The following is a 595-nucleotide window of genomic DNA, read 5'->3' as shown; positions in this document are numbered from 1 at the left end:
TGTGTACTTTGCCATCGTGGTATTCCTCCTCAAATATATAGCCTCTGTATAGACTATAATACAAATCCATAGAAAGTTCAAACACTTTGAGACAACCTGATTGATTCCCAGTTAACTTATGTCTCAAAAGGTCAAGTTATTCCGCAGTCCATTCCAGGCCTTTCAGGTATTTGAGGATATATAGGACTACTGCCGCCGGATCATCGATGTCAAGTATAGGAGTATCGGGATCCGGGAGTGAAAGTTCCTTCTTACAAGCGATCGCAAGCAACCCTGGGCCGATCTGTTCAAGAACGATCAAGTCTTCCATCGTACGTGCGACCACGATTTTCGGATGATGGCTGCCCTTGAATCCCTCAGCAACAATCAGATCATAGCCTTCCTCATGTGCAGAAAGTCGATCCACCAACTCTTCTAATGTTCGGGAAGCTGATCTCTCGTAGATCACTAGACTATCTGGGGAAAGAACGACAACAGCAGACGCGCCAGCAGATCGATAGGCAGCTGAATCCGATCCCTCTGCTTCCTTATAATGGCCGTGACCGTCATGCTTCACCACCGCTACTCGGAGGCCCGTAAGCTCCAGTCTACGCAC

1 protein-coding gene is annotated in these 595 nt (G+C 47.6%); it reads right to left on the bottom strand.

The window, feature by feature from the left end; all coding sequences use genetic code 11:
- Positions 1-136 precede the first annotated feature (136 nt).
- A partial coding sequence (gene mobB / locus AC1DWB_RS36990; RefSeq protein ID WP_477546003.1) for a molybdopterin-guanine dinucleotide biosynthesis protein B occupies positions 137-595 on the bottom strand: 459 nt, incomplete at its 5' end.

This window comes from Paenibacillus sp. P4_E11, from assembly GCF_056401635.1.
The sequence above is the reverse complement of the archived record's forward strand: the minus strand, read 5'-3'. Positions and strand labels throughout refer to the sequence as shown.